Origin of the sequence: Agrobacterium sp. ES01 (genome assembly GCF_050320885.1) — a bacterium.
GTDB lineage: Bacteria > Pseudomonadota > Alphaproteobacteria > Rhizobiales > Rhizobiaceae > Allorhizobium.
In genome coordinates this window covers 131,373-151,535 of sequence record NZ_JBNQTH010000004.1, presented here as the reverse complement: position 1 = coordinate 151,535, position 20,163 = coordinate 131,373, and the positions used below count along the sequence as shown (strand labels likewise).

Here is a 20,163-nt window from a genome sequence, read left to right as displayed (position 1 = left end):
AACACAAAATTCGCAATTGTGTGGTCAGCAGAAAACTGCCAGTCTTTTCGCAAATGCGTTATCCGGTGTTACACCGTCACAATGAAAACGCTGAACAAGGGGAATATCGAGATGACCTTTCTGCCTCCCATGGGCAAATTCCGTTTCAAGGGAATGGCCTTCGCGCTGACTGCAAGCGTTGCCACCCTGATTGGCATGCCGGCTTTCGCCGCCAATACCACGTTGACAGTCGGCATGAGTATCGAGCCAACCGGTCTCGATCCCACAATTGCGGCCCCTGTCGCGATCGGCCAGGTGACTTGGCAGAACATCTTTGAAGGTCTGGTCACGATCAGCGAAGATGGCGCAATTCTTCCCCAGCTCGCAGAAAGTTGGGATATTTCCGAAGATGGCTTGACCTATACATTTCTGCTGCAGGATGGCGTGACCTTCCACGATGGCGAAGTCTTCGATGCCAATGTGGCCAAGGCATCCATCGACCGCGCGCGCGGCGAGAATTCCGTCAATCCGCAGAAGCGTTTCTTTTCGACCATAGAAAGTGTCGAAGCCGTCGATCCATCGACACTGGTGATCAAGCTTACCAAGCCCACCGGCAGCCTTCTCTACTGGCTCGGCTGGCCGTCATCGGTCATCGTCGGCACCAAGAGCGCCGAAAATGACAAGACCAACCCGATTGGAACCGGCCCGTTCAAATTCGTCAACTGGGCCCAGGGCGACAAGGTCGAGCTGGAAGCCAACCCCGACTATTGGGACAAGGACAATCTTCCCAAGCTCGAGAAAGTGACGTTCCGCTTTATCAACGATGCCCAGGCACAAGCCGCAGCGCTGAAGTCCGGCGATGTAGACGCCTTTCCGGAGTTTGCCGCTCCCGAGCTGATGGACAGCTTCGAAGGCGATGAAAACCTCACGACGGTGATCGGCAATACCGAGTTGAAAGTCGTTGCCGGTATGAACAATACCCGCAAGCCGTTCGACGACAAGCGCGTTCGCCAGGCACTGATGATGGCCGTGGATCGTGCAACGGTCGTGGAGGGCGCATGGTCCGGCTATGGCACGCCGATCGGCAGCCATTACACGCCAAACGATCCGGGTTATGTCGACACCACCGGCGTTTTGCCCTACGACGCGGAAAAGGCCAAGGAACTGCTGGCGGAAGCCGGCTATCCCGACGGCTTCACATTCACCATCAAGACCCCGCAAATGGCCTATGCGCCACGCTCGGCACAGGTGATGCAGGCCATGTTCGCCGAAATCGGCGTCACCATGAATATCGAGCCGACCGAGTTTCCAGCCAAATGGGTGGCCGACGTCTTCAAGGGCACGGACTACGACATGACAATCGTTGCCCATGCCGAGCCCATGGATCTCGATATCTATGCGCGTGACCCATACTACTTCAATTACAAGAACCCCGAGTTCAACGATATCCTCGACAAGATCCAGGCGACCACCGATACCGAGGAGCAGAACAAGCTCTACGGCAAGGCACAGCAGATCCTCGCCGAAGATGTGCCGGCCCTCTATCTGTTCGTGATGCCCAAACTCGGTGTCTGGAACAAGAAGATCCAGGGGCTTTGGGAAAATGAACCGATCCCGTCCAACGTTTTGAAGAACGTCTACTGGGAAGATTGATGATGCCGGTCGGCTGCCTGCATTGCGCCCGGCGGCCGACCAGCATTCAATAAGGTGAGTTCCATGTCTTCTCGACGGAAGGCATCGTAGGAAGCCAGCAATGCCCGCTCTCATTCTCCGTCGTTGCGGCAGTCTTCTGCTGACACTCGCGGCGGTCTCGGCCCTCATATTTCTGGTGATGAACGTGCTGCCGGGCGATCCCGCAGCCATCATGCTGGGTACATCCGCAAGCCCGGAAACACTGGACGCCCTTCGTCGCGAACTGGGTCTCGATCAACCCGTCGTGCTACGCTATCTGCAATGGTTGCTCGATGTTGCGACCGGTGACCTGGGAAAGTCCTACACCTATGGCGTTCCGGTCGCTGGCCTCATCGCCGACCGGCTGGTGGTCACGCTACCGCTTGCCGTCATGGCCGTGCTTCTGTCCATCGTCATCGCCATCCCGCTGGGCGTCATCTCCGCCAGCCGTCGCAACGGCGCCTTCGACTACACGGCAGGTGTGTTCTCGCAACTCTTTATAGCCCTTCCCGGTTTCTGGGTTGCTCTCATCCTGATCCTGGTTTTCTCCATTTCGCTGGACTGGTTTCCCGCCGGTGGGTTCCCCGGTTGGGATCGCGGCATTTTAAATGGGCTGCGGGCGCTTTTACTTCCGGCAATTGCCCTCGCCCTTCCCCAAGCCGGCGTGCTGACGCGCGTAACGCGATCGTCTGTGCTAGAGGTCATCAACGAGGACTTCGTGCGCACCGCACGCGCCAAGGGCGTGAGCCGACGCGTGGCGCTCTGGCGACATGCCGTGCGCAACGCGCTCGTCCCGATTGTCACCATTCTCGGCCTGCAGTTTACCTTCCTGATCGCTGGCGCGATCCTGATCGAGAACGTCTTCAACCTTCCGGGTCTGGGTCGCCTTGCCTATCAGGCGCTGAACCAGCGCGACATCATCGTCATGCAGGACGTGGTACTGTTCTTCGCAGGTCTCGTGATCATTATGAATTTCCTCGTCGACATGACCTACCTGTTGCTTGACCCGAGAATGCGGGGCCGTGGCCAATGACCGGATCAGTTCTTGCCCGCCTGCCACGCGCATTTTTGCGCAACCCGAACCTCGCCATCGGCACAACACTGATCACGCTTTTAGTGGGAGCAGCCCTGCTGTCGCTGGTGTGGACGCCTCTGTCGCCGTCGAAGATGCAGATCGTCCAGAAACTGAAGCCACCATTGGCCTTTGGCCTTCTTGGCACCGATCAGTTCGGCCGCGATCTCCTGTCCCGACTGATGGTCGGCGCATGGAATTCGCTCTCCACCTCGGCCGCGGCTGTCTTCCTGGGTGGCACAGTCGGATCCATTCTTGGCATGGCGGCTGCCGCACGACGCGGCTGGTTGGAAGCCGTCATCATGCGCATCAACGATGTTGTCTTCGCAATCCCGCCTATCCTGTCGGCCATGATGCTCGGCGCGCTGATGGGTGGCGGGCGCCTGACGGCGATCATCGCAATTGCGGTGTTCATGATCCCCGTATTTGCCCGCGTTACGGCCAGCGCGTCATCACAAATCTGGTCACGGGACTACATTCTCGCAGCGCGCGGCGCGGGCAAGGGCAAGGTGCTGATCACGGTTGAGCATGTGCTGCCGAATATCTCCAACCAGATCATCGTGCAGGCCACGATCCAGCTCGGCCTTGCCATCCTCACCGAAGCAGGTCTCAGCTTCCTGGGCCTTGGCATGGCACCCCCGGCCCCCACCTGGGGGCGCATGCTGGCCGAAGCCCAAACTTATCTTGGTCCGGCCCCCTGGCTTGCCATATTGCCGGGGCTTGCCATCGCGCTGACCGTCTTCGGTTTCAACATGTTGGGCGACGGCTTGCGCGATCTGCTCGACCCCAAGGGAAAGGGCCGCGCATGACGACCCACCCCCTGATCAGCGTCGAAGACCTCTCGGTCGGCATTCGTCTTCCGCAAGGTGGCGAACGACGCATCCTCAACGAGGTGAGCTTCGACCTGAGATCCGGCGAAACGCTGGGCATTGTCGGCGAGAGCGGATCTGGAAAATCACTGCTGTCTCTCTCGCTCATGGGACTTCTACCGCCCGTCGGACGGACGAGCGGACGCATCATCTTTGAGGGCGAAAACCTCGCCGATGCCGATGAAGACCGTCTCTGTGAAATTCGCGGCAACCGCATCGCCATGATCTTCCAGGAACCGCTGACAGCCCTCAACCCGGCGATGACCATTGGCGACCAGATCGCCGAGGGGCTGGTTTGGCACCGCGGCGTAAGCTGGCGGGAGGCACGAATGGAGGCGATAGACCTCCTGGAGCAGGTGCGCATTCCAGACGCCAAGCAGCGTATCGAAACTTATCCGCACGAAATGTCGGGTGGCCAAAGGCAGCGTGTCGGCATCGCAATTGCCCTCGCGCTGAAGCCGTCCGTCATGATCGCCGATGAGCCGACGACTGCGCTGGACGTGACCGTTCAGGCCGAAATACTCGATATTCTTGACGATCTGGTGCACGAATATGGCATGTCGCTCATTCTGGTGAGCCACGATCTCGGCGTCATAGCCCGTATGTGCAGCCGAACCATCGTGATGTATGCCGGCCGCATCATGGAGGAAGGTCAGACCGCAGATGTCCTGACCCGACCGCTTAATCCCTATACACGCGGCCTGATAAGCTCCGTGCCGCACCGCGCAGCCAATGGCGGCAGGTTGCCGACCATTGCAGGCACGGTGCCAGGTTTTGCCAATCTGCCGCAAGGCTGCGTTTTTTCAGACAGATGTCCCGATGTCATCGACGCCTGCCATACGACTGAACCGGCCTGGACGCGGTTTGACGATGGCAGAGGCGTACGCTGCATACGGGCGGCAGAGGAGGCAGCAAAAACGTGACCAAGCCTCTTCTCGATATGCGCCGCCTCACCCGCGACTATACCAGTTCCACCCTGTTCGGAACGCCGCATGTCACCCGTGCGCTGGACGACTTCACGCTGACCATCAACAAGGGCGAGATCTTCGGTATCGTCGGCGAGAGCGGCTGCGGAAAATCGACACTGGCCCGTATCGTCATGGCGCTGGATCGACCAAGCGCTGGCAATGTGATCTTTGACGATCAGGACCTGTTTTCGCTTCCGGAGAAAGACCTGACCGCCAAGCGTGAAGATTTTCAGATGGTATTCCAGGACCCGTTCGGCTCACTCGATCCACGCTTCCGTGTTGGTCGTACCATCGCCGAACCCATGCACGTCCTTGCTCGCCGCCCGGAAAAATCGGAAATCCGGGAACGGGTCGCCGACATGCTCGAAAGCGTCGGACTGGAAGCGGCCCATGCCGATCGCCATCCCCACGAATTTTCCGGAGGTCAGCGACAGCGCATCGCCATTGCCCGTGCTCTGATCACCGAGCCCAAGCTTGTTGTCGCGGACGAAGCCGTCTCCGCACTCGATCTGTCGGTGCAGGCACAGGTTCTGAACCTTTTGATGGATCTGCGCGAAAAGCGCGGCGTCACCTTCCTGTTCATCACGCATAACCTGGCGGTCGTCGATTGCATCGCCGATAGAGTTGGCGTGATGTATCGCGGGCGATTGGTCGAGACGGGACCGGCACAAGAGGTCTTCGAACAGCCCCATCATCCCTATACAAAGGTACTTGCAGATGCCGAGCCAAGCATCACCCGTTTCGGTCGCCCACCGGCGAAAGCTCCAGCGACCGGAATTGCACTCAATGGACAAGGCGGCTGCGTTTTCCGGGACCGCTGTCCGCTGGCAGTCGAGCGCTGCGTCGCGGAACGACCAGAGCTTCGAACCATGGACAAGGGCCGTCAGGTCGCCTGTCACAGGGCTGAAGAGATGGCACAGCGCCTATCGCCTTGATGACATTCGTTCAAACGACCTATCCCGATTTGATCACGCAAGACCAAGGATGCCGCAATGAGTGAATTGCTCGATTTGACGATCCCGCAGATTGTCGACCACTACCGCGCAAGGACGCTGTCTCCACTCGAATACTGGGCAGCCGTGGAAGCGCGCATCGACGCTTTCGAGCCCAAGATTGCGGCGCTGTATGCCTATGATCCGGACAGTGCCCGCGCCCAGGCTCGCGCATCGACGGAACGCTGGATCAAAGGCGAGACAAAGGGTGCGCTTGACGGTATTCCGGTCACGCTCAAGGAGCTGATTGCCACGAAAGGTCAGCCCGTACCGCTGGGCACCGCTGCAGTCGAACTGGTGCCGGCAACCGCCGATGCGCCAATTGCCGCCAGAATGAAGGAAGATGGCGCCGTCATTTTCGCCAAGACCACGTGCCCGGATTACGGCATGTTGTCGTCCGGCCTTTCCAGCTTTCACAAGCTGAGCCGCAATCCTTGGGACATGACCCAGAATCCTGGCGGCTCCAGCGCCGGTGCTGGTGCCGCAGGCGCTGCCGGATATGGACCTTTGCATATCGGCACAGACATAGGCGGGTCCGTGCGGCTGCCCGCCGGCTGGACCGGCCTTTTCGGCTTCAAACCCAGCCACGGTCGCATTCCCGTCGATCCTTATTATGTCGGTCGTTGCGCCGGCCCCATGACGCGCACGGTAGATGACGCCGCATATGCGATGGCAACACTGTCACGACCCGACTGGCGCGATGGAACCAGTCTTCCCGCAAATGATTTCGACTGGATGGATCACGCAATCGATATGCGTGGCAAGAAGATCGGCGTCATGCTGGATGCTGGTTGCGGACTGGCAGTCGATCCCGAAATCAGAGACGCGGTCCTCAAAGCGGCCAAGCGCTTCGAGGATGCCGGGGCACTCGTTTTTGAAGTCGCGCCGGTCCTGACACGGGAAATGCTCGATGGTCTCGACAATTTCTGGCGTGCCAAATTCTGGGGCGACATCGCCCCCTTGAGCGAGGAACGTCGCGCCAGGATCCTGCCCTACATCTACGAATGGGCAAAGGGCGGCGCTTCGGTGTCCGGTGTCGGTGCAGTCAAGGGTTTCGGCCAGACGATAGAAATGCGCAAAACCTGCGCCGAGCTCTTCGCCACGGTCGATGCGGTCTTGTCCCCCACCAATCCGATCATTTCCTATCCCGCGGACTGGGCATCACCCACGAATGATCCCCACCTGCCATTCGAACACATAGCATTCACTGTACCGTGGAACATGTCGGAACAGCCGGCGTCGTCGATCAATTGCGGCTTCTCCAAAAGCGGCATGCCGATCGGACTTCAGATCATCGGCCCGCGCTTTGGCGACATGGACGTCCTGCAACTGTCGAAGCAGTTCGAAACCTGGACTGGCGGCATCAAGAACTGGCCGAGGCCGGCCGCCGTTTAAACGGGCATGGCAGGCATGCGACGCGCCGCCACCGCGCAAGGCAGGATAACCAGCCCGCCTGCGTTTTCATGACCCTGAGTGACCGCGAGCGGGCATCCGAACGCGCGTGGTGCGGCATCATCGAGAAACACATCGCGCGGATGGCCAAATGCTGCAAGCGCGCCGTGCGACATCAGGGCCACCCGGTCGCCAAACGCTGCGGCAAGATTGAGATCATGCATCACGGCAACCACTCCCCCGCCGCGATTGGCATAGTCACGCGCGAGTTCCATCACGGCGACCTGATGGCGAATATCGAGACTGGAAATGGGTTCATCCAGATATAGCCAGCTTGGACCAGTGGCGTTGACCGGCTCCCAGACCTGGCAAAGCACGCGTGCAAGCTGCACGCGTTGGCGCTCGCCACCTGAAAGCTCCTGATAAAAGCGCCCCCCGAAACCGGCAAGATCGACCGCCGATAAGGCCTCGTAGATACGCTGTTCCCGTCCGCCAATGCTGGTCGGAGGATCACCGTTTGCCTGGAGACCGATGTGCACGATCTCGGAGACCGTGAAGGGGAAAGAGAGCTGCGTTTCCTGTGCCAACACCCCGCGCCGCGCTGCCATCTCGCGCGGCTTGAGTGCAGAGATATCATCTCCATTAATCCGGATGGATCCCCCAAATGGCAGGTCGCCGGAAAGCGCCTTCATCAAGGTCGACTTGCCCGAGCCGTTGGGACCGATGATCATCGTCACCTCGCCGGCCCGCGCCTCGAAATTCAGGCCTTTCAGGATTTCGCGCGATCCATAGCGCACAGTCAGATTGCTGGCTGTCAGTGTCACAGGCATTACCTCACATATCCAGAAGGCCGCGCCGGCGCAGCAATATCCAGAGGAAAAACGGTGCACCGATCGCAGCGGTCACGATCCCGATCGGCAGTTCTGCTGGGGTAACGATGGTGCGACTGATATTGTCGGCAAGGAGCAGAAAGCTTGCGCCGAGAAGACCGGAAGCGGGAATGAGATAGCGGTGATCCGGTCCGATCCAGAGCCTCAGCAGATGCGGAACGACGATACCGACAAAGCCGATACCGCCCGAAACAGCCACGGAAGCGCCAGTGGCAGCAGCAACGACAACGATGGCGATGTTCTTCACCATCTGAACGGAAATGCCCATATGCCGGGCTGCCGCCTCGCCGAATGCCAGAGCATTGAGACCACGAGGGAGACACAGGCTGGCGGCGAGCGCCGGGACGATGATCAATGCGGCCGCCTGCAGCTTGCCCCAGGTGGCGCCCGCAAGCGAACCGAGCCCCCAGAAAGAAAGCTCCCGCAGTTGAGTATCGTTGGCGATGTAAATCAGCACGCCGGTGATGGCCATTGCGAACGCCCCGAGCGCGATGCCGGCCAGCAGCATGGTCGCGACCGAGGTCAGGCGGTTACGGGTAGCGATGCGGTAAAGCAGAAAAGTCGACACAAGCCCGCCGCAAAACGCAGCAAGCGAGACCGCATACATGCCGGCAAAGGCGAGATATGGTGCAAGAGCGGTATTGCCGAGCACGATCACGGTAACGGCGCCCAGGCTGGCGCCGGACGATACCCCGACAATACCGGGATCCGCGAGCGGATTGCGAAACAGCCCCTGCATTACGGCACCGGATATGGCAAGCGAAGCGCCGATCATCACCCCCATGATCACCCGCGGAAAACGGATACTTTCGAGCACGAGAAAATCGGCTGCGCGGATCCCCTGGCCATCATCAAGCCCGGCATAGAAAAGCACAATGCGCCATACCGGCGCATCGAAAGCGCCGAAGAACAGAGAGAAAAACGCCGCGCTGAGGAGCCCGAGTACGAGGCAGCCGAGCACGACACGCGCTCGGCCGGCACGATCGCCCTCGCCAGCGGTTACGACGTCGCCCTTCAGCCTGGAGGCGGACACGATCTGCAACATGGTCAGTTGCCCTGGTTGTCGTCGCCGCCATAAAGCATGGCCGCGAGATCGGCCGCGGCATCTGCGGTGCGCGGACCGAAGCCCAGGAGATAGAGACCATCCATGCCTCGGATCGCGCCAGCCTTTCCGGCAGGGGTCAGCGCGATCGCCGGGTGATGGAGCACCTCTTCATCCTTGGAGTGATCGCCGCCGCCGCGCATACGCAGAATGAGATCCGGCGCCGCATCGATGACCGCCTCGTTGGAAAGCGGTTTGTAACCCTCGAAATCGCTGATGGCATTGACGCCACCGGCCAGCGTAATGATACCGTCCGCATGGGTTCCGCGCCCGGCTGCCATGATACGCCCACCGGCAGCAGACAGCACGAACAGCACCTTCTTCTTGTCTTTGACAGAGGCTGCCGCAGCCTCCGCCGCTTCCAGCTTGGCCTCAACAGTCTGCGCCAGACGCTCGCCGGCCTCCACCCGACCGAGAGCCTTTGCCGTGGCGCGGATTTTCTCGACGATTGCCGGTCGATCGATCCCGTCCGGAATTTCGACAAGCGGAATACCCGACTGCTGGATGACCGAAACCGCTTCCGGCGGGCCGTATCCCTCAAGTGCGATGATCATATCCGGATTGACCGACAGCACCCCCTCAGGCGAAAGCTGGCGAATATATCCGATATCGGGCAGTTCAGCTGCCTCGGCCGGATAGAGACTGGTACTATCACGCGCAACCAACCGATCCTGCGCGCCGAGCGCATAGGCAATTTCCGTCACCGACCCGCCAATGACAACAATACGCTGTGCCTCGTCCGATTGAGCGGAGGCCGCATGCACACTCGAAAGAGCCGACACAAGCAGCGCGGCGACAAGGGCTACCGGACGCAAAGCAGGCAAAGAAAACATCGCCATCTCCCTCAAGCAGCCTTGCGATCGCTCGCACGCGGCAGGTTCTCCATGACCTGACGCCAGCCCTGAAGCTCATCCTGGCCTTCCTTGCGCTTGCCGAAGAACTGCACGATCAACTCGCCATTGGCGTCATAGGCCTCAAGCGACGTCACGTGTCCGGTATCGGTCGGCTTGCGCACGGCCCAGACCTCACGAACCTGATCCTGACGCAGATGCAGATTGAAGCCGGGATCAAGCACGTTGAGCCAGGGCCCCATTTCGCTGATGGTCGTCACCGTTCCGGAATGGATCTGGATGCAGCCCGGATTGTTGACGAAGCACATGATGGCGAGCTGTTGTTCCGCCGATGCTGTCAACATCTTGTGGATTGAGGCCGTATCGATCTGCCAGGAAAAATCCTCGCCGACATCTCTGAGGGCCTGCAAGCGATCGAGACGAAGCGAACGCAAGATGCCGAAGAACTGATGAGTATCCGTCATCTTGCTCCAGCGCTCGCGCAGTTCATCGACGGGAGTTTCTGAAACAAGATCCTTGACCTCCGGCTGGCGAACCTCAAGTTCGATATGCTCGGATTGATCCTCATGGGCGAAGGAGGCAACGAGCGCGCTCCACGCCTCAAGGTCCGTCGCAGGCCGGGCATGGATCTTGTGGATCGCTTCGCCGTGGCGGTCAAAGAACTGCAGGCTGCGGCGCACTGTCTCGCCGTCACGCGTCTCAACCGCGAAACCATGGACCCATTGTCCGGGAAACATGCGCATGTCGATGGCTTCGCCCAGCATCATGGCAGCCATCTTGCCCGGCACAAAATTGTCATAGACACCGACTTTCTCGTGAACCGCGCTCTCATTGCGCGTCAGAGCCATGACTTCGCCAAGCCCGGAAAAGGCAGAGAAAAGGCCGTCGAATTCCATCCGAAGACGCACGGTTCCAATGCCACACCAGGCCGCCACATATTGTGCCTCGGAGATTCCAATCTGGTTGGCGAGATCGCGCGAACGCATGCGCGGATTATCGGCCTGCGCCTGGCGAATATCAGATGGATGAATTGTCTTGTTCATGGTCCCAGCTCTTCACTTGTTCAAAATAAGCTTGCCCTGACGGGTAATTTTCAAACGGTAGAGGGCACCCTCATGAATGATGCCGACCTCCTGCTTGCCATTAAACAAGTCACGGCTATCGACGACGGGCACACTCGCAACCGACCGCGCGGTCACCGGCGAATGTCGCTCCCTCGAATGCTCGGTCGAACCCGCAATTTCAGGATTTGGTCTTCCAGTCATGTATTCGGCTATCCCTCGTCTCGCTGGGCTGGCTTTGGGCTGGCTGGGCGAGGGTCAATGTCACGTCTAAATTCTTGATACGAATTATCATGTTTTAAAACGAGCGCAATACTAGACTGAAAATATCACCTTTATTTTATGACTCCACAACCGGCGGGGCGGCAGACAAACCGTCAGGACATCAATGCAAGCGTCAGGGGATGGTCGGCATCAGTCAGGCCATCGGGAACGTTGAAGTGGTGTCGGTCAGGCTCTTCCACACAGTCCGTCATCGCTCCAAGCCCTTTCCAGATATTGGCCAGCAAAGCATTCTGCCGCAGAAATTCCGAGCGCTCTGCGCCGCCGACCCAGCAAATGATCCGCGTATTTGGCGCAGGCTCCAGGAGTGCCGGGCTTTCGCGCAACGCCTCTTGGCTGTCCAACCTGATACCCTCATTCAGATTGGTCGACAGCAATGACCGTAAATCATGGAGACCAGACAATGAGACCACCATCGAGATACGGCTTGCAACTTCGCGAGACAGCGGCGAAGTGGAAGACACCATGCGACTGACCAGATGACCGCCTGCGGAATGCCCGATCAGACGGATCGGTCCCTCAACCATGCCAGCCACCATCTCGATCGCCTTGCCAACTTCAAGCGTAATGCCGCTTACGCTATTTTCAGGGCAAAGCGTGTAGGAGGGGATGGCCACAGCATATCCATGCGCCAGAGGCCCCGCAGCCAGATGCGACCAGAAACTCCGGTCGAGCCGGACCCAGAAGCCGCCATGCACGAACACAACAAGTCCTTTTGGCTTTCCCGCAGGCATGAAAAGGTCCAGCCTGTTTCGCTCTCTATCCCCATAGACAATATCCAGTTTTGCCCGCCCGGCCGCGTTCATTTCCTCGCGAAAGGCCTTGGCTGGCTCAACCCAAAGTCCCGGCCACCTGTCTCCGCCCGGAATATTCGGTCCATTGGCATAAGCATCCGACCAGTCGTCAATACGGTGAAGCATCGTTCCTCCAGACTGAGATATTACTGAGTGGCGACGACACGAAAGCCGGCCATTGTTGGAGCCAAATTCGGACTGCAGTTCGTCCCTGTCAACGTCTCGGCGTATCCGGCAACGATCTAGCGCTAACATTTGAAGAAAATCCGGCAAATCAAAGGAACCTGTTTACCCTCCTCGGCTTGACGCGGATCGTTTTGGCGTTGGAGATTGGATTGAACGTATTGGTAAGAACCGCCGCTGCCGCTAGTGTGCGCGGCAACCGGACCAGAAAAAAGAGAAGAGGGAACCATGAAAACATTCGTTTCTGCCGCCGCCCTGGCCTTGAGCCTCGGCATTGCCGGCACAGCCGCGGCTGAGCCCGTCAAGATCGGCATGATCACCACGCTGTCGGGCGGAGGCGCCGGTCTTGGCGTCGACACCCGCGACGGCTTCATGCTGGCCATCAAGAATGCCGGCAACAAGGACGTTTCGGTCGTCATCGAGGATGACGGTCAAAAGCCGGAAATGGCCGTTCAACTCGCCGACAAGATGATCCAACAGGACAATGTCGATATCCTCACGGGCATCGTCTGGTCAAACCTGTTGATGGCCGTCCAGCCGGGCGTCGTCGCGCAGGGCAAATTCTATATCTCCACAAACGCGGCACCCGCTCCGCTCGCGGGTGCCGGTTGCAGCCCGCTCTATTTCAACGCGGCCTACCAGAATGACAATCTTCACGAGGCCATGGGGCAATATGCCAACCAGGACCACAAGAAGATGTTCATCCTGGCGCCGAACTATCCGGCCGGCAAGGATTCGCTGACTGGCTTCAAACGTTACTTCAAGGGTGAAATCGCCTCTGAAATCTACACGAAGCTGGGCCAGACCGATTATGCCGCCGAGATCGCGCAGATCCGTGCGTCGGGTGCCGATGGTGTGTTCATGTTCCTGCCGGGCGGCATGGGCATCGCCTTCATGAAGCAGTATTCCCAGTCGGGCATCGACATCCCGGTCATGGGCCCGGGCTTCTCGTTCAGCCAGGACGTTCTGGGCGCCATGGGCGATGCAGCGCTCGGCACGAAAAATTCCGGCCAGTGGTCTCATGACCTCGACAACGAAGCCAACAAGAAATTCGTCGAAGGCTTCCAGGCCGAATATGATCGCCTGCCCTCGATCTATGCCCTGCAGGGCTACGACGCCGCGCAGTTGATCCTGTCGGCAGCGGCCAAGGCCGATGTTAAAGACACAGAAGCCTTCCGCGCCGAACTGTTGAAGGCAGACTTTGCCTCTCCGCGTGGCAAGTTCAAGTTCAACACCAACCAGCACCCGATCCAGGACATCTATGTCCGCGAGGTGGTGAAGGAAGGTGACGTCATCACCAACAAGATCATTGGCACCGCCTTTACCGACCATGGCGATGCCTATGCTCAAGACTGCAAGATGTAAGTAAGGACTGCTTGTGACCGCTGCACTTGCGATCGAGCAACTGCTCAACGGCCTTCAGCTGGGTGTCATGCTCTTCCTGATGGCCGCTGGCCTGACCCTTATCTTCGGCGTCATGGGCCTGATCAATCTGGCCCATGGCTCCCTCTATATGGTGGGCGCCTTCGCCTGTGCCGCGGTCGCAGCCGCCACTGGTTCCTTCTGGCTGGGGCTAGCGGCAAGCCTGATCGCAGCCGCTGCAGCCGGCGCGATCGTCGAAGTGCTGGTGATCCGGCGCCTCTATGACCGCGACCATCTCGATCAGGTGTTGGCCACCTTCGCCCTGATCCTGATCTTTTCGGAAGGCACCCGCTGGATCTTCGGCTCTTTCCCGCTCTACCTGAACATACCCGCAGCACTTCAAGGGGCGGTTTCTCTTCCAGGCGACGTGCATTATCCGCTCTATCGGCTGGCGGTCATCGTCGTCGGCGCTCTCGTGGCACTTGGTCTTGCGCTGCTGATTGGGCGAACCCGACTCGGCATCCGCATACGCGCCGGAGAAAATGACCGTGAAATGATTGGTGCTCTGGGGGTCGACATACAGACGCTCTACACCGTCGTGTTTGCGCTGGGGGCCGCCCTTGCGGGCCTCGCCGGCGCCATGGTCGGAGCCTTGCAGTCGGTGCAGGTCGGCATGAGCGAACCGGTGCTGATCCTCGCCTTCGTCGTCGTCGTCATCGGTGGCATCGGATCGATCAAGGGTGCCTTTTTCGCAGCGCTGCTGGTGGGCGTGGTCGATACCATGGGGCGTGTGCTGCTGCCGCAGATGTTATCTCTGTTTCTCGTGCCATCCGCTGCCGGCACCGTCGGTGGCTCCATCTCCTCCATGCTCATCTACATCATGATGGCATTCATTCTCGCATTCAGGCCCCGTGGCCTGTTCACTGCATAGGCCGCCATCAACATGACCATGCTGACCCGCGAGAACATCGTCAACGCAGCCATTGCCCTTGGGCTTCTGGCTGCCGCCTTTGCCGCACAGGCTGTCGGGCAGATTTTCTACATCACGCTTGCAACCCGGATCGTGATCCTGGCATTGGCTGCCGTCGGCCTCAATCTGGCGCTCGGTCTCGGTGGACTGGTCTCCTTCGGCCACGCCCTGTTCTTCGGAATTGGCGGATATGCCGCTGGCATTCTGGCAGCGCACGGCTTTTCCGCCGAGCCGCTGCTGCTTGGAATTCCAGGCACCACGCAGATGCCGATCATCTGGATGACTGCGGCAATCGCCTGCGGGGTAATTGGTGTGGCAGTCGGTGCCATCAGCCTGCGCACCAGCGGCGTCTACTTCATCATGATCACGCTGGCCTTCGCACAGATGGTCTACTATTTCGCCGTCTCCTGGCCGGCCTATGGCGGCGAGGACGGATTGTCCATCGTGCTGCGCAACAAGTTCCCCGGCACCAACACCATGGTACCGATGAACTTCTTCCTCATTGCCTATTGCGCCATGCTTGTGGGTATCCTGATCGTCGCACTTATTCGCCGCTCCCGCTTTGGCACCGCACTCGAGGTTACGCGGCAGAACGAAACACGCGCGGCAGCCGTCGGCATTGCACCCTTCCCGATCAAGCTGGTCGCCTTTGCCATCTCCGGCATGATCACCGGCATTGCCGGCGCGCTTTATGCCGATCTCAACCGCTTTGTCAGTCCCTCCATGATGTCATGGCACATGTCGGGTGAACTGATCGTGCTGATCATTCTGGGCGGCACCGGTCGCCTGTTCGGTCCGGTAGCAGGTGCCGCACTTTACGTTCTGATCGAGCACAATCTCGGTGAAGTGACCGAACGTTGGCAATTCTTCCTTGGGCTTATCCTGCTCGGCACCGTTCTCTTTGCCCGTGGCGGCGTGATGGGCCTTCTGGCCGGAAAGGCGCGTCATGGCTGATCCCGTGCTCGAAATCTCAGGCTTGGTGAAGAACTTTGGCGCGCTGCGCGCCACCGACCATGTCAGTATAGACCTGAAACCCGGCGAGATCCACGCGCTGATTGGCCCAAATGGCGCCGGCAAATCGACGCTCATTCATCAGATCTGCGGCACAATTCACCCAGACCAGGGTTCAATCCGGCTTGAGGGACACGATATCACATCCCTTGGTGTTGCCGCGCGTGCGCGCAGGGGCCTCGGTCGCACATTCCAGATCTCCTCGATTGCGCCTGAATTTTCCGCACTACGCAATGTCATGCTGGCCGTACAGGCACGTCAGGGTTCAAGTTTCCGCTTCATAAAACCGGTCATCAGCGACAAATCGCTGACTGAACCGGCCATGGCAATTCTGGAACGAGTGGGCTTGGCGTCGCGCGCAACCCTTCCCTCGTCCGAACTTTCGCATGGAGAAAGACGAAAGCTTGAGATGGCTATTGCACTCGCATTGGGCTCCAAAGCCTTTCTGCTGGATGAGCCGATGGCGGGCATGGGACCGGAAGGCTCCAGGGCATTGACCGACTTCCTTGATGAACTGCGCCACGAGACTCCGATTCTTCTGGTCGAGCATGACATGGATGCGGTCTTTGCACTCGCCGATCGCATATCCGTGCTTGTCTACGGCAAGATTATTGCAACCGGCACTGTTGATGAGATACGCAGCGACCCAGCAGTGCGTACCGCCTACCTAGGAGAACATGCCTGATGCTCTTGCAGGTGGAAGACATCAAGACTTTCTATGGTAGCAGCCAGGCGCTTTTCGGCGTTGATCTTTCCCTTGCCGAAGGTGAAGTCGTGGCGTTGATGGGCCGCAATGGCATGGGCAAGACCACCACCATCAGATCGATTTGCAATCTGACACCACCCAAAAGCGGCTCCATTATGTTTGGCGGACAGCCCACAGCGCGCCAGCCCGCCTTCAAGGTCGCGCAACGTGGCCTTGGGCTTGTACCGGAAGGCAGGCGGTGTTTCGGATCCTTGACCGTTTACGAAAACCTGACAGCCGCTGCCCGTCATGGACACTGGACGATTGAGAGGGTCAACGACCTTTTTCCAAGGCTCGCCGAGCGTCGAAATCAGCAAGCACGGACCCTGTCGGGCGGCGAGCAGCAGATGCTGGCAGTCGGTCGCGCACTGATGACCAATCCCAGACTTCTGATCCTGGATGAAGCAACGGAAGGCTTGGCTCCGGTGATCCGCGACGATATATGGCGGGCGATCCGTGCATTGAAGACGGACGGACTCTCGATCCTGCTCGTCGATAAGACGTTATCGGAATTGCTACCGGTCGCCGATCGCTGTGTGATCCTGGAAAACGGTCGATCCGTCTGGGCCGGCAAGCCAGTCGAAATCGACACCGACATCAAGGATCGCTATCTGGGTGTGTGATGTCTAGCCTTCTTCCGGACCGGAGAGATGCGTACGGGCAGACTGCTTCAGCGTGTCGGCATCTTCCAGCAGCGTGCGGATCGTGGAGGGATCGACGTCACTCATCAGATCCCGGATCCAGCCTTCATGGGCATCCGCCATGCGGCCAAAAAACGCGCGCCCCTCGTCTGTCAGGCGCGCGACTGTGACACGTCGATCCGCACCCGATGTCACTCGCCTGATCAGTCCGTCTGTTTCAAGACGTTCCACAAGGCCGGTGACATTGCCGTTGGTAACCATCGTTCGCTTCGACAATTCACCGAGTCTCAAACCATCAGGTTCTCGATAGAGCTGTGCCAGCAGATCGAACTGGGGCAGCGTTGCGCCGAATTCCGAGCGAAGACGCCGACGGAGCTCCTGCGAAATCAGCTTGGTCGTGGCCAGAAGCTTCAGCCAGAGCCTGAGCTCCTGTTTGCCTTCCTGCACCTCGCCCCCAATGAAATCCAAATCCATGGTCATGATTCACATTACCTGCACATTGGCGACGCTAGCTATGAACAAATTATTTCAAACATAAACTAATGACCAAGCCTCTGGCATTCAGGGCTCGGATCTATCTAGACAACCATTAGAGACTTGAAATGTGACCTGCCGCCTGATCATCTGCGAGAGACAGTAGCCCAAAGCAGTACGCGTAAAGGGCAAGCTTTACAGGGGGACTGGAGGGTAATGCGATGAAACAGTCATTCGGTGAATTCGGTCAATGGCATGCCGACCTCAGCGCCCGGCATTTTGTTTTCAAGTCGGTGGATGGTCGCCACGCGGATGCGGAACAGCGCACCCAGGACGCCCTGATGGAGAGTATGCCCCCGGAAGACAGGCTGGCATTTTCGGAATTTTGCCAGCAACTGACTGCGGCTCCTGAAAAACGTCAGGCCATCGAATTTCGCGTTCGCGATAACAACGGCCAGTGGCGCTGGTTTGAGATGCAGGGCGCCAGCGCGGCAGACGCCAGTGGCACACCCATGGCCAGAGGAATCTTCTCCGACTGTTCTGAACGAAAGCAGGTGGTCGAACGGCAGTCCGAAGCAGTCCGCCGCATGCAACAATTCATGTCCGCGACATCCCATGACATACAGGGGCCGCTCCGTCTGATGTCAATGTTTGCGTCCATTCTGGCATCAGATCTCGGTGCCACAGCCACCCCGCAGCAAAAGGAAATGCTGGACGCGATAGAGAAGAAAGGAGCAGAGCTGAAAACGCGCGTGCAGACAGTGATGGGGTTTTCGGCGAAGACCAAAACACCCAAACGCGATACCGTAAGCCTCGACGCCGTGGTCGAGCGCGCGATACGTGAAATGTCGGCAGATATCGAAAAAGCTCAAGGCGCCGTAGAGGCACATTCGCTACCGAAGGCAATAGGTGACGAGGAATTACTCATCTTCGTTTTTGTCAACCTGATCGAAAACGCTCTGCTGCATCGAGTTGATGCACCGCCCACGATCATTGTGAAAGGTGAACGGAGCCAGGGCGGCATCAAGGTACATGTCAAGGATGATGGACCGGGCATTGCGCCGGACGACACGCAACGTGTGTTCGATCCCTACTGGAGCCGCCCGTCAGGTGGGCGGCCACGCCGCCCTGGACTGGGTCTCACCCTTTGCAAGACAATCCTGCTGGCACTTGATGGAGATATCGAGGTCTCCAAGACCGGTGATGCCGGAACCGTCATGACAATATCCCTGCCCGTCACGAACATGGTTTCGCCCGGCCAGTGATCACAGCCCGCCTTGCAGCCGCTGAAAACGGCCAAGCTGAGCGTCAGGACGAAAGACCATTTTCCGTCACCGACACACCGCTTTCCTGGTACCAATCATCCGGAAGCTTCTTGTTCACATACTCGCCGATGATATGGCGAATGGCGTGGTAATCGAGCTCATCCTTGCCGATGCGAAAATCGACACCGTATTGCGGAAACTGCTGAAAATACGCGTCCGAGATGTCTGCAGAGATCACGCCGATCGGACCGGTATAGCCCGCGCGCCGCAGTTGCGGCACCGTTTCGCGAAAATCATTGTTGGGAAAGAGACGGTTGTCGACCAGAATCATCTGATAATCGCCAGCCCTGACCTTGAGGACTGCTTCAGCGATAGTGGCCGCATAATCGACGCCGAGCTTGAATTCGGGCGTCGATGCCAGCTTCAATTCCAGTACCTTGAATTCCAGCAGCTCGTCATCGACAAGAAGAATGGTGATTGGCGACGCGGATGAGACTGCCTTGCTCGATAATTCCAACTTCAACTCCATTCTCCCTTTTCCATTGAAGCGTCCTGTCCTCTTTAAGAAACGATACCCTTCTTGATCGCGATGGCGATCATGTGGGTGCGATTGACGGCATTCAATTTTCTGGCTGATGCCGTTATATGCGAGATGACCGTATGCTCGGAAAGCCCGAGGATGATGGCGATTTCCGCCGACGTCTTGCCTTCGCTCGTCCACCGAACGACTTCGGTTTCACGCGCGGTGAGGGTCGGCGATGTCTCTGAAGTGATGATCTTGTCGTAGTACTTGTTGAAAACGCGGAGGCTGTCGAGCAGGATTTCTGCAGTCTCACGCTTCAACGGCAATGCGCGCTCTCCACCGAGCAGCAGGCAATACCTCTTTCCATCCGGTGCATAGAGCGGAACAAACATGAAGTCCCGGCTCTCTTTTCCCCAACCCGCCGGCCCACGTCGATCGAAGAAATTGGCTTGCAGCTTATGGAAAAATGGAGTGCTCAATCGATGAATAAGTTGCAGCAAATCTCCTGGAGCGCTCGTCATCGCCAGCGCAGCGGCAGCATGTTGGCTTTCGGGCAAGTTTGTGAGCAGGAAGTCGCTATGTGCCCTCAGACCCTGATGATGTTGTGTGTGCCTGAATACCAGGAAGAGATCGAATCCATAAGCGCGGGTCACTGACTTGAACAAACGGAAGAAGTCGGTGCGATTGATCGCACGCTCCATCTCCGGTCCTTCATGCAGACTAACGTCAAGCAGTTGTTGCATACCATTCTGTCCTGTTTCGTCTTTCAACGCACCACCGTCAAGAATTTCTAACTCTATTCGAATAGCACCGCGGTTCGATGCTATGTCCGTATCCCTAGAACTTGGGATTTCGATCATGTGCACAGTCAGGTAGAACTGGATCATCGAATTCAAGAAGCCCATGCAAGAACAGACAAATTCAGAACTTGGCGGTTAGAATCTGAATTTCGAAGTCCGGCACGAGAAACAAGCGCAATCACGAAAACGACGAACAAAGACTTGCTCACCTGCAGGTGAGCAAATGCTGATTACGTTAACAAAATTGGGAATGAGAGAGCTGGAAA

21 protein-coding genes are annotated in these 20,163 nt (G+C 58.3%); 12 read left to right on the top strand and 9 right to left on the bottom strand.

Annotated elements, in window-relative coordinates; all coding sequences use genetic code 11:
• Positions 1 to 153: 153 nt before the first annotated feature.
• The 6 genes from ACQQ2Q_RS13605 to ACQQ2Q_RS13580 all read left to right on the top strand — a co-directional run bounded on the left by ACQQ2Q_RS13605 (position 154) and on the right by ACQQ2Q_RS13580 (position 6,946).
• Positions 154 to 1,632: an ABC transporter substrate-binding protein gene (locus ACQQ2Q_RS13605; RefSeq protein WP_428187982.1), complete on the top strand. Its 1,479-nt coding sequence runs from the start codon at positions 154 to 156 to the stop codon at positions 1,630 to 1,632.
• 100 nt (positions 1,633 to 1,732) lie between these two features.
• Complete coding sequence (locus ACQQ2Q_RS13600) at positions 1,733 to 2,683, top strand: ABC transporter permease (protein ID WP_428187639.1); 951 nt, start codon at positions 1,733 to 1,735, stop codon at positions 2,681 to 2,683.
• Positions 2,680 to 3,531, top strand: coding sequence for an ABC transporter permease (locus tag ACQQ2Q_RS13595; RefSeq protein WP_428187638.1), 852 nt, complete (start codon positions 2,680 to 2,682; stop codon positions 3,529 to 3,531). The genes ACQQ2Q_RS13600 and ACQQ2Q_RS13595 overlap by 4 nt, the downstream gene beginning before the upstream one ends.
• On the top strand, positions 3,528 to 4,514 hold the full coding sequence (locus tag ACQQ2Q_RS13590; protein ID WP_428187637.1) for an ABC transporter ATP-binding protein: 987 nt from the start codon (positions 3,528 to 3,530) through the stop codon (positions 4,512 to 4,514). The genes ACQQ2Q_RS13595 and ACQQ2Q_RS13590 overlap by 4 nt, the downstream gene beginning before the upstream one ends.
• A complete protein-coding gene (locus ACQQ2Q_RS13585; protein ID WP_428187636.1) occupies positions 4,511 to 5,494 on the top strand; it encodes an ABC transporter ATP-binding protein in 984 nt (327 codons plus the stop codon). The genes ACQQ2Q_RS13590 and ACQQ2Q_RS13585 overlap by 4 nt, the downstream gene beginning before the upstream one ends.
• Positions 5,495 to 5,551: 57 nt before the next feature.
• Complete coding sequence (locus ACQQ2Q_RS13580) at positions 5,552 to 6,946, top strand: amidase (RefSeq protein WP_428187635.1); 1,395 nt, start codon at positions 5,552 to 5,554, stop codon at positions 6,944 to 6,946.
• Here the strand turns inward: ACQQ2Q_RS13580 and ACQQ2Q_RS13575 are convergent.
• The 6 genes from ACQQ2Q_RS13575 to ACQQ2Q_RS13550 all read right to left on the bottom strand — a co-directional run bounded on the left by ACQQ2Q_RS13575 (position 6,943) and on the right by ACQQ2Q_RS13550 (position 12,049).
• Positions 6,943 to 7,773, bottom strand: coding sequence for a heme ABC transporter ATP-binding protein (locus ACQQ2Q_RS13575; protein WP_428187634.1), 831 nt, complete (start codon positions 7,771 to 7,773; stop codon positions 6,943 to 6,945). The genes ACQQ2Q_RS13580 and ACQQ2Q_RS13575 overlap by 4 nt on opposite strands.
• A gap of 4 nt (positions 7,774 to 7,777) precedes the next feature.
• On the bottom strand, positions 7,778 to 8,878 hold the full coding sequence (locus tag ACQQ2Q_RS13570; protein ID WP_428187633.1) for a FecCD family ABC transporter permease: 1,101 nt from the start codon (positions 8,876 to 8,878) through the stop codon (positions 7,778 to 7,780).
• 2 nt (positions 8,879 to 8,880) lie between these two features.
• On the bottom strand, positions 8,881 to 9,768 hold the full coding sequence (locus tag ACQQ2Q_RS13565; protein ID WP_428187632.1) for a heme/hemin ABC transporter substrate-binding protein: 888 nt from the start codon (positions 9,766 to 9,768) through the stop codon (positions 8,881 to 8,883).
• A gap of 11 nt (positions 9,769 to 9,779) precedes the next feature.
• Positions 9,780 to 10,829, bottom strand: coding sequence for a hemin-degrading factor (locus ACQQ2Q_RS13560; protein WP_428187631.1), 1,050 nt, complete (start codon positions 10,827 to 10,829; stop codon positions 9,780 to 9,782).
• 12 nt (positions 10,830 to 10,841) lie between these two features.
• The gene (hemP, locus tag ACQQ2Q_RS13555; RefSeq protein ID WP_428187630.1) at positions 10,842 to 11,051 is read right to left on the bottom strand and encodes a hemin uptake protein HemP; all 210 of its coding nucleotides are present in this window, start codon (positions 11,049 to 11,051) and stop codon (positions 10,842 to 10,844) included.
• 173 nt (positions 11,052 to 11,224) lie between these two features.
• Complete coding sequence (locus tag ACQQ2Q_RS13550; RefSeq protein WP_428187629.1) at positions 11,225 to 12,049, bottom strand: alpha/beta hydrolase; 825 nt, start codon at positions 12,047 to 12,049, stop codon at positions 11,225 to 11,227.
• Positions 12,050 to 12,334: 285 nt separating this feature from the next.
• Here ACQQ2Q_RS13550 and ACQQ2Q_RS13545 point away from each other — a divergent pair, with 285 nt between their 5' ends.
• From ACQQ2Q_RS13545 to ACQQ2Q_RS13525, 5 genes are read left to right on the top strand one after another with little or no spacing between them, the layout of a single operon-like run.
• Positions 12,335 to 13,471 carry an ABC transporter substrate-binding protein gene (locus ACQQ2Q_RS13545; RefSeq protein ID WP_428187628.1) on the top strand — a complete coding sequence of 379 codons (1,137 nt, stop codon included), beginning with the start codon at positions 12,335 to 12,337 and terminating at the stop codon, positions 13,469 to 13,471.
• A 13-nt stretch (positions 13,472 to 13,484) separates the two neighbouring features.
• Positions 13,485 to 14,399 carry a branched-chain amino acid ABC transporter permease gene (locus tag ACQQ2Q_RS13540; RefSeq protein ID WP_428187627.1) on the top strand — a complete coding sequence of 305 codons (915 nt, stop codon included), beginning with the start codon at positions 13,485 to 13,487 and terminating at the stop codon, positions 14,397 to 14,399.
• Positions 14,400 to 14,417: 18 nt separating this feature from the next.
• Positions 14,418 to 15,392, top strand: coding sequence for a branched-chain amino acid ABC transporter permease (locus ACQQ2Q_RS13535; protein ID WP_428187981.1), 975 nt, complete (start codon positions 14,418 to 14,420; stop codon positions 15,390 to 15,392).
• Complete coding sequence (locus tag ACQQ2Q_RS13530) at positions 15,385 to 16,134, top strand: ABC transporter ATP-binding protein (protein WP_428187626.1); 750 nt, start codon at positions 15,385 to 15,387, stop codon at positions 16,132 to 16,134. The genes ACQQ2Q_RS13535 and ACQQ2Q_RS13530 overlap by 8 nt, the downstream gene beginning before the upstream one ends.
• Positions 16,134 to 16,817: an ABC transporter ATP-binding protein gene (locus ACQQ2Q_RS13525; RefSeq protein WP_428187625.1), complete on the top strand. Its 684-nt coding sequence runs from the start codon at positions 16,134 to 16,136 to the stop codon at positions 16,815 to 16,817. Before ACQQ2Q_RS13530 ends, ACQQ2Q_RS13525 begins: the two co-directional genes overlap by 1 nt.
• A 3-nt stretch (positions 16,818 to 16,820) precedes the next feature.
• On the opposite strand, the gene ACQQ2Q_RS13520 is transcribed toward ACQQ2Q_RS13525, so the two are convergent.
• Positions 16,821 to 17,309, bottom strand: coding sequence for a MarR family winged helix-turn-helix transcriptional regulator (locus ACQQ2Q_RS13520; RefSeq protein WP_428187980.1), 489 nt, complete (start codon positions 17,307 to 17,309; stop codon positions 16,821 to 16,823).
• A gap of 221 nt (positions 17,310 to 17,530) precedes the next feature.
• Between ACQQ2Q_RS13520 and ACQQ2Q_RS13515 the strand changes: the two genes are divergently transcribed.
• The gene (locus ACQQ2Q_RS13515) at positions 17,531 to 18,574 is read left to right on the top strand and encodes a PAS domain-containing sensor histidine kinase (RefSeq protein ID WP_428187624.1); all 1,044 of its coding nucleotides are present in this window, start codon (positions 17,531 to 17,533) and stop codon (positions 18,572 to 18,574) included.
• A 43-nt stretch (positions 18,575 to 18,617) separates the two neighbouring features.
• On the opposite strand, the gene ACQQ2Q_RS13510 is transcribed toward ACQQ2Q_RS13515, so the two are convergent.
• The gene (locus ACQQ2Q_RS13510; protein ID WP_428187623.1) at positions 18,618 to 19,103 is read right to left on the bottom strand and encodes a response regulator; all 486 of its coding nucleotides are present in this window, start codon (positions 19,101 to 19,103) and stop codon (positions 18,618 to 18,620) included.
• Positions 19,104 to 19,135: 32 nt separating this feature from the next.
• Positions 19,136 to 19,984, bottom strand: coding sequence for a LuxR C-terminal-related transcriptional regulator (locus tag ACQQ2Q_RS13505; RefSeq protein WP_428187622.1), 849 nt, complete (start codon positions 19,982 to 19,984; stop codon positions 19,136 to 19,138).
• Between the last annotated feature and the right edge of the window lie 179 nt (positions 19,985 to 20,163).

Excerpts from the sequence above, each read along its gene's own strand:
- ACQQ2Q_RS13505 (WP_428187622.1), bottom strand. The coding sequence starts at position 19,984 with ATGATCCAGTTCTACCTGACTGTGCACATGATCGAAATCCCAAGTTCT.
- ACQQ2Q_RS13580 (WP_428187635.1), top strand. The coding sequence starts at position 5,552 with ATGAGTGAATTGCTCGATTTGACGATCCCGCAGATTGTCGACCACTAC.
- ACQQ2Q_RS13600 (WP_428187639.1), top strand. The coding sequence starts at position 1,733 with ATGCCCGCTCTCATTCTCCGTCGTTGCGGCAGTCTTCTGCTGACACTC.
- ACQQ2Q_RS13550 (WP_428187629.1), bottom strand. The coding sequence starts at position 12,049 with ATGCTTCACCGTATTGACGACTGGTCGGATGCTTATGCCAATGGACCG.
- ACQQ2Q_RS13590 (WP_428187637.1), top strand. The coding sequence starts at position 3,528 with ATGACGACCCACCCCCTGATCAGCGTCGAAGACCTCTCGGTCGGCATT.
- ACQQ2Q_RS13525 (WP_428187625.1), top strand. The coding sequence starts at position 16,134 with ATGCTCTTGCAGGTGGAAGACATCAAGACTTTCTATGGTAGCAGCCAG.
- ACQQ2Q_RS13545 (WP_428187628.1), top strand. The coding sequence starts at position 12,335 with ATGAAAACATTCGTTTCTGCCGCCGCCCTGGCCTTGAGCCTCGGCATT.
- ACQQ2Q_RS13515 (WP_428187624.1), top strand. The coding sequence starts at position 17,531 with ATGAAACAGTCATTCGGTGAATTCGGTCAATGGCATGCCGACCTCAGC.
- ACQQ2Q_RS13575 (WP_428187634.1), bottom strand. The coding sequence starts at position 7,773 with ATGCCTGTGACACTGACAGCCAGCAATCTGACTGTGCGCTATGGATCG.
- ACQQ2Q_RS13535 (WP_428187981.1), top strand. The coding sequence starts at position 14,418 with ATGCTGACCCGCGAGAACATCGTCAACGCAGCCATTGCCCTTGGGCTT.
- ACQQ2Q_RS13570 (WP_428187633.1), bottom strand. The coding sequence starts at position 8,878 with ATGTTGCAGATCGTGTCCGCCTCCAGGCTGAAGGGCGACGTCGTAACC.
- ACQQ2Q_RS13510 (WP_428187623.1), bottom strand. The coding sequence starts at position 19,103 with ATGGAGTTGAAGTTGGAATTATCGAGCAAGGCAGTCTCATCCGCGTCG.
- ACQQ2Q_RS13520 (WP_428187980.1), bottom strand. The coding sequence starts at position 17,309 with ATGGATTTGGATTTCATTGGGGGCGAGGTGCAGGAAGGCAAACAGGAG.
- hemP (WP_428187630.1), bottom strand. The coding sequence starts at position 11,051 with ATGACTGGAAGACCAAATCCTGAAATTGCGGGTTCGACCGAGCATTCG.
- ACQQ2Q_RS13530 (WP_428187626.1), top strand. The coding sequence starts at position 15,385 with ATGGCTGATCCCGTGCTCGAAATCTCAGGCTTGGTGAAGAACTTTGGC.
- ACQQ2Q_RS13565 (WP_428187632.1), bottom strand. The coding sequence starts at position 9,768 with ATGTTTTCTTTGCCTGCTTTGCGTCCGGTAGCCCTTGTCGCCGCGCTG.
- ACQQ2Q_RS13595 (WP_428187638.1), top strand. The coding sequence starts at position 2,680 with ATGACCGGATCAGTTCTTGCCCGCCTGCCACGCGCATTTTTGCGCAAC.
- ACQQ2Q_RS13560 (WP_428187631.1), bottom strand. The coding sequence starts at position 10,829 with ATGAACAAGACAATTCATCCATCTGATATTCGCCAGGCGCAGGCCGAT.
- ACQQ2Q_RS13605 (WP_428187982.1), top strand. The coding sequence starts at position 154 with ATGGCCTTCGCGCTGACTGCAAGCGTTGCCACCCTGATTGGCATGCCG.